7 protein-coding genes and 1 pseudogene are annotated in these 6,618 nt (G+C 75.3%); all 8 read left to right on the forward strand.

Translation table 11 applies throughout. From position 1 onward, the window contains the following. A pseudogene (locus AC5LUJ_RS04375) lies at positions 1-632 on the forward strand (shikimate dehydrogenase); the annotation flags it as partial. Further along, positions 629-1,318: a prepilin peptidase gene (locus AC5LUJ_RS04380; RefSeq protein WP_250284806.1), complete on the forward strand. Its 690-nt coding sequence runs from the start codon at positions 629-631 to the stop codon at positions 1,316-1,318. The pseudogene AC5LUJ_RS04375 and the gene AC5LUJ_RS04380, both read left to right, overlap by 4 nt. A 101-nt stretch (positions 1,319-1,419) precedes the next feature. Beyond that, complete coding sequence (gene aroC / locus AC5LUJ_RS04385) at positions 1,420-2,655, forward strand: chorismate synthase (protein ID WP_250292099.1); 1,236 nt, start codon at positions 1,420-1,422, stop codon at positions 2,653-2,655. A gap of 25 nt (positions 2,656-2,680) precedes the next feature. After that, a complete protein-coding gene (locus tag AC5LUJ_RS04390; protein ID WP_250284811.1) occupies positions 2,681-3,385 on the forward strand; it encodes a shikimate kinase in 705 nt (234 codons plus the stop codon). Between the two features lie 35 nt (positions 3,386-3,420). Continuing rightward, positions 3,421-4,551 carry a 3-dehydroquinate synthase gene (aroB, locus tag AC5LUJ_RS04395; RefSeq protein WP_250284824.1) on the forward strand — a complete coding sequence of 377 codons (1,131 nt, stop codon included), beginning with the start codon at positions 3,421-3,423 and terminating at the stop codon, positions 4,549-4,551. A 153-nt stretch (positions 4,552-4,704) separates the two neighbouring features. Further along, positions 4,705-5,178, forward strand: coding sequence for a type II 3-dehydroquinate dehydratase (locus AC5LUJ_RS04400; protein WP_493464508.1), 474 nt, complete (start codon positions 4,705-4,707; stop codon positions 5,176-5,178). 128 nt (positions 5,179-5,306) lie between these two features. Further along, positions 5,307-5,870: an elongation factor P gene (gene efp / locus AC5LUJ_RS04405; RefSeq protein WP_250284813.1), complete on the forward strand. Its 564-nt coding sequence runs from the start codon at positions 5,307-5,309 to the stop codon at positions 5,868-5,870. Further along, positions 5,867-6,283, forward strand: a complete 417-nt coding sequence (gene nusB, locus AC5LUJ_RS04410; protein WP_445548488.1) for a transcription antitermination factor NusB — start codon at positions 5,867-5,869, stop codon at positions 6,281-6,283. The genes efp and nusB overlap by 4 nt, the downstream gene beginning before the upstream one ends. The last annotated feature ends 335 nt before the right edge of the window (positions 6,284-6,618 follow it).

A 6,618-nucleotide genomic window follows, 5' to 3' on the forward strand; every position in this document is an offset into this window, starting at 1 on the left:
GGGACGCCGGGCAGGAGCGCGCCGGGGCCGCCGGGCCCGTCCGGCTGGCCGGCTTCAACACCGACGTCGCCGGAACGGCGCACGCCGTGACGACGGTCCTCGGCGCCGGGCGGGCCCCGCGCCGCCCGCTCGTCATCGGCGCCGGGGGCACCGCCCGGGCCGTGCTCGCCGCGCTCGCCGCGCTCGGCGCCGAGCGGGCCGACATCCTCGCCCGCCGGCCGCCGGCCGCGGCTCCCCTGGTCGAGATCGGCGCCGCCCTCGGGCTGGCCGTCACCGTCCACCGCTGGGACACCGCCGGCGCCGGGCCCGCCGCGGCCACGGGCCCAGCGGACCCGGCGGACCCGGCGAGCCTCCTGGCCGCCGCCGACGTCGTGTTCGCGACCACGCCGGCCGGTGCCACCGACGAGCTCGCGCGCCGGCCGTGGCCCGCCTCGACCGCCCTGGTCGAACTGCTCTACCACCCGTGGCCCACCCGGCTCGCCGCCGCCGCGCGGGCCGCCGGGGCGCCGGTCGCCGGTGGGCTGGTCGTGCTGGCCGCCCAGGCGGTCGGGCAGGTCCGGCTGTTCACCGGCGCCGAGGTGGACGTGGACCTGCTGCTGGCCGCGGGCGAAGCCGCCCTGGCGGCACGGTGAGCGTCCCGCCGGGCGGGGCGGCCATGTCGTCCGGGTCGGCCGTGCTGGTCGCCGTGATCGTTCTTGCCGTCCTGTGCGTCGTCCCGGGGCTGACCCGCATGGTGGGCTTCTTCGGGCCGCTGGCGGGGGAGCAGCCGCGCCGGCCGGCGCCGACCCGGGACGTCCTCGGCCTGCTCACGGCCACCGTCGTCGTCGCGTTCGCGGCCAAGCTGACCGATCATGTCGCCTGGCTGCCGGCGTACGCCTACCTCGGGGTGGTCGGAGTGGTCCTGGCCGCCGTCGACGCCCGGGTCCACCGGCTGCCCGACGTGATCACCCTGCCGTCCTACCCGGTCCTGGCCGGGCTGTTCGGCATCGCCGCGGCCCTGGACGGCGGCCCGGGGCGCTGGGTGCGCGCCGTCGCGGTGGCGGCGGCCGTGCTCGCCCTGTTCACGGCGCTCTGGGCGCTGCCCGGTGCCGGTCTGGGCTTCGGTGACGTGAAGCTGTCCGGTCTGCTCGGCGGCGCGCTCGGCTGGCTCGGCGTCCCGGTGGCCCTCACCGGGCTGCTGGCCGGGATCGTCCTCGCCGGGGTGTGGGCGCTGGTCCTGCTGGTGACGCGGCGGGCCGGCCGGCGGACGTCGATCGCCTACGGGCCGTTCCTGCTGACGGGGGCGTTCGTCGGCGTCCTCGGCTGGAACGCGGGCTGAACCCGCCGGAGCGTCCCCGTCCCGCCGGAGTGTTCCCGTCCCGGGGCATCCCGACCGAAGGAGCTGGTTCCGGCGCGCCGGTGGCGTGGAAGACTGGCCCCATGCTGCGTTGGTTGACTGCCGGGGAGTCGCACGGGCCGGCTCTGGTGGCGACCCTGGAGGGGCTGCCGGCCGGTGTCCGGGTGTCCAGCTCCCTGATCGCCGACGAACTCGCCCGGCGTCGGCTCGGGCACGGGCGGGGCGCCCGGATGAGCTTCGAGCGGGACGAGGTCGAGCTGCTCGGCGGGGTCCGCCACGGCCTGACCCTGGGCGGCCCGGTGAGCGTCGTCGTCCGCAACACCGAATGGCCGAAGTGGCGGGAGGTCATGGCGCCGGATCCGGTCGACGCCGAGGGGCTCGCCAGGCTGGCCCGCAACGCCCCCCTGACCCGCCCCCGGCCCGGCCATGCGGATCTTGCCGGTATGCAGAAGTACGGGTTCGACGACGCCCGCCCGGTGCTGGAACGGGCCAGCGCCCGGGAGACCGCGGCCCGTGTCGCGCTGGGCACGGTCGCCAAGGCCCTGCTGCGGCAGGCGTACGGCATCGAGGTCGTCTCGCACGTGGTGTCGATCGGCGGTGTCGAGGTGCCGCCCGGCTCGCCGCTGCCCCAGCCGGCCGCGATGGACGTGGTGGACGCCGACCCGGTCCGCTGCGCCGACCCGGCGACGAGCGTGCGGATGGTCGCCGAGATCGACGCCGCCCACCGGGACGCCGACACCCTGGGCGGGATCGTCGAGGTGCTCGCCTACGGCTGCCCCCCGGGGCTGGGCAGCTACGTGCACGGCGACCGCCGCCTCGACGCGCGGATCGCCGGGGAGCTGATGGGCATCCAGGCGATCAAGGGCGTGGAGTTCGGCGACGGCTTCACCACGGCCCGCCGCCGCGGGTCGCAGGCCCACGACGAGATCGAGTCGGTGCCCGCCGGGGACGCCCCGGAGGCGGTGGCGCACCCGGGGGGCATCTACCGGGTGCGGCGGGCCACCGACCGCGCCGGCGGCGTCGAAGGGGGGATGACCACCGGTGAGCCGCTGCGGGTCCGGGCCGCGATGAAGCCGATCTCGACGTTGTCCCGGCCGCTGTCGACGATCGACGTCGCCACCGGGGAGCGGGCGGTCGCGATCGCGCAGCGCTCGGACGTGTGCGCGGTGCCCGCCGCCGGGGTGGTCGGCGAGGCCATGGTGGCGCTGGTGATCGCCGACGCGGCCCTGGAGAAGTTCGGCGGCGACTCGGTGGAGGAGTCCCGCCGCAACTGTGAGACATACCTGAAGTCCCTGATCGTCCGATCGGAGCCGATATGATCGCCGCTGTCCTGGTGGCGGCCCGGTGACCGGCTCTCCGGACGCCGCCGGCGCCGCTGCCACTGGCGCCGCTGACAGCGGCGCCGCCGACGGTGTCGCCCTTGGCAGCGTTGCCGCTGAGGGTGCCGCCGCCGGCAGCGCTGCCGCGGCGGCCCGCGTGCGGCGGCCGGTCGTGGTGCTCGTGGGCCCGCCCGGGTCGGGGAAGACCACGGTCGGACGGCTGCTGGCGCGGCGGCTGGAGGTGGCCTTCCGGGACACCGACGCCGACGTCGAGGCCCGGGCCGGGCGGTCCGTCGCCGACATCTTCGTCGAGCTGGGGGAGGAGCACTTCCGCGCACTGGAGCGGGACGCCGTCGCCCGCGCCCTGGCCGGGCACGACGGGGTGCTCGCCCTCGGCGGCGGGGCCGTGCTGGACGCGGCCACCCGGCAGGCGCTGCGCGGGCACACCGTCGTCCACCTCGACGTCGGGGTCCACGACGCGGTGGCCAGGGTCGGCCTGGCCCGGGACCGGCCACTGCTGGTCGAGGGGCCGCGCACCAGGATCGCCGCGATGCTGCGGGCCCGCGCGCCGTTGTACGCCGAAGTCGCCGCCGCGGTGGTGGACACCGTGGGGCACACACCTGAGGAGGTGGTCGGGTTGGTCGAGAAGCTGCTGGCGGACCGCCGGCATCACGATCATGCTGTCGCGGCGCCGGCGGGCCGGCTGCCCGGGCCGCTGGTCGGGCCGTGACGACATCGCCGGCGGCCCCGGTCCCCGCCGCCCCGCTGGCGTCCCAGGGGGGGCCGGCCGCCCCGGACGCGGTGACCCGCATCGAGGTCGCGCCCACCGGCGAGCGTCCCTACCAGGTCGTGGTCGGCACGAGCCTGCTCGGCGAGCTCGCCGAGCGGGTCGCCGGCCGTACCCGGGCCGCGGTCATCCACCCCCGCGCGCTGCGGGCGACCGCGGAGGCGGTGGTCGCGGACCTGCGGGATGCCGCGAAGGTCGAGGCCCACGCGGTCGAGGTCCCCGACGGCGAGGAGGCCAAGCAGGCCCGCGTCGCCGGCTTCTGCTGGGACGTCCTCGGCCAGGTCGGCTTCACCCGCGACGACGTCGTGATCGGCCTCGGCGGCGGGGCGACGACCGACCTCGCCGGCTTCGTGGCCGCCACCTGGCTGCGCGGCGTCGACCTCGTGCAGGTCCCGACCACGGTCCTGGGGATGGTGGACGCGGCGGTCGGCGGCAAGACCGGCATCGACACCGACGCCGGCAAGAACCTCGTCGGGGCCTTCCACCATCCGCTCGCCGTGTTCGCCGACCTGGCGACGCTGGCGAGCCTGCCCGCCAACGAGCGGATCTCGGGCCTGGCCGAGGTCGTGAAGGCCGGTTTCATCGCCGACCCGGCCATCCTCGACCTGCTCGAGGACGACCCGAGCGGGCTGCGCCACCAGCGCGAGCTGATCGAGCGGTCGATCCGGGTGAAGGCGGCGGTGGTGTCGGCCGACCCGCGGGAGGCCGGCCGGCGGGAGATCCTCAACTACGGGCACACCCTCGGGCACGCCATCGAGAAGGTCGAGGGGTTCAGCTGGCGGCACGGTGCGGCGGTATCGGTCGGCATGGTCTTCGCGGCCTCGCTGGGCCGGCTCGCGCTGGGCCTGGACGAGCCCACCGCCGACCGGCACCGGGCGCTGCTCGAACGGGTCGGGCTGCCCACCGTCTACCGGGCGGACCGCTGGCCGGAGCTGCTCGACGCGATGCGGCTGGACAAGAAGAGCCGCGGCCGGCGGCTGCGGTTCGTCGCCCTCGAGGGGCTCGGCCGGCCACGCATCCTGGAGGACCCGGACCGGGCGCTGGTCGTGGCCGCGTTCTCGGAGGTGGCCCGGGAGCTGTCGGACCTGCCCGGCGGGGACGAGCGGTGACAGCACCCCGGCACACCCGGGCCAGGCGCACGGGGGAGGCCCCGCCGGGGCCTGGCGCGTCGGGTGCCCGCCCACGAGGGCGCGGCCACGCAGGCCCGGCCACGCAGGCCCGGGTATGAAGATCCCGGTCATGAGGGCCCGGTCGTGAAGGTCATGGTGCTCAGCGGGGCGAACCTCGGCCGGCTGGGGCTGCGGGAGCCGGCGGTGTACGGCAGCCGCAGCTACGCCGACCTGGTGGCGGCCTGCCAGGAGCTGGCCGGGGAGCTCGGCCTGGTGGCGGACTGCCGGCAGACCGACGACGAGGCCACGATGCTGCGCTGGCTGCACGAGGCCGCCGACCTCGGCGTCCCGGTCGTGCTGAACCCGGGTGCCTGGTCGCACTACTCCTACGCGCTGCGCGACGCGGCCGCGCAGGTGGCGGGCCCGCTGGTCGAGGTCCACCTGAGCCAGACCCATGCCCGGGAGGCGTTCCGGCACCACAGCGTGATCAGCGCGGTGGCGACCGGGACTATCACCGGCCTCGGTTTCGACTCCTACCTCCTCGCCCTGCGCGCGGTCGCGGCCCGCGTCCACGATGCCGGCTCCCCAGCGCATCCACCCCACCCAGCCGACCGAGCCCCCGCCTAGGGGGCATGTGGGTGGCGGGGTCCCCGGGCCGCGCCGAAGGCGCTGCCCGGGGCAGATAGACTTTCGCGGGATCCCCCCCCGTCAGTCGAACGGGCCAACCTGCTGGTCCGGCTGGAGAGTTGTGCGCAGTGGCGACCACGAATGATCTGAAGAACGGCATGACGCTCGACCTCGACGGCACCCTGTGGAACGTCGTCGGGTTTCAGCACGTCAAACCCGGCAAGGGCGGGGCCTTCGTCCGGACGACGTTGAAGAACGTGCTGACCGGCAAGGTTGTCGACCGTACCTTCAACGCCGGGGTGAAGGTCGAGGTGGCGACCGTCGACCGCCGTGAGATGAGCTTCCTCTACCGTGACGGCGCTGATTTCGTCTTCATGGACAGCGAGTCGTTCGACCAGATCCCGATCCCGCCGGCGGTCGTGGGCGACGCGGCGAGCTACATCCTGGAGAACACGACGGCGACGGTCGCGCTGCATGACGGGGAGCCGCTCTACGTGGAGCTGCCCGCCAGCGTCGAGCTGGTCATCGCGGCGACCGAGCCGGGTGTCCAGGGCGACCGTTCCACCGGTGGCAACAAGCCGGCGACGCTGGAGACCGGTGCCACGGTCCAGGTGCCGCTGTTCATCACCACCGGGGAGAAGGTCAAGGTGGACACCAGGGACGGCCGCTACCTGGGCCGGGTGACGAGCTGAGCGCCCGGTCGAAGGCCCGCAAGCGCGCTCTCGACATCCTTTACGAGGCGGACCTGCGCGGGAGCAGCTTCACCGAGACTCTCGCGCAGCGGCTCGCCCAGGCCGACCCGCCGGTGCCCGAATACACGGTCTCGCTCGTCGAGGGTGTCGTCGAGCGGCTCGCCGACATCGACGAGATGCTCTCCGACCATGCCGAGGAATGGACCCTCGAGCGCATGCCGCCGGTGGACCGCAACATTCTGCGGATCGGCGCGCTGGAACTGCTGTGGCGTGAGGACATCCCCGACGGGGTGGCCATCGACGAGGCGGTGGCGCTGGCGGGTCTGGTGTCGACCGAGCGGTCGCCGGTCTTCGTCAACGGGCTGCTGGCGCGCCTGCTCGACCTCAAGCTGGGCCGGGCCTCCCGCTCGTAGGAGCGCGGGCCCGCAGCGGCCTGGCGGGGAACATCACTGGCGGGGAACATCCCTCGCGGGGAACGCCAGGAGCGCGACAGCTCGTAGGAGGCCCGTCAGGCCCACCGCGGCGCGACCGCCGGGAACAGTGTCGAGGCCCCGCTCGTTCGAGAACGTGGGTGTCCCCGGCCTGGCCGGGTGACATCTCGGAGGATGTCCCGACCAGGCCGGGGGCGAAGCGGCCGGACCTGCTCGTCTTCCGTCGGCGGCACGCGGGAACGATCTGCCGCCGACGGCCGTCCGGACATGACGACGCCCGTGACGACGGCATACGCGGAGACGACGCTGGCTCCGCG

It is taken from the genome of Protofrankia sp. CiP1_Cm_nod3 (assembly GCF_982290655.1).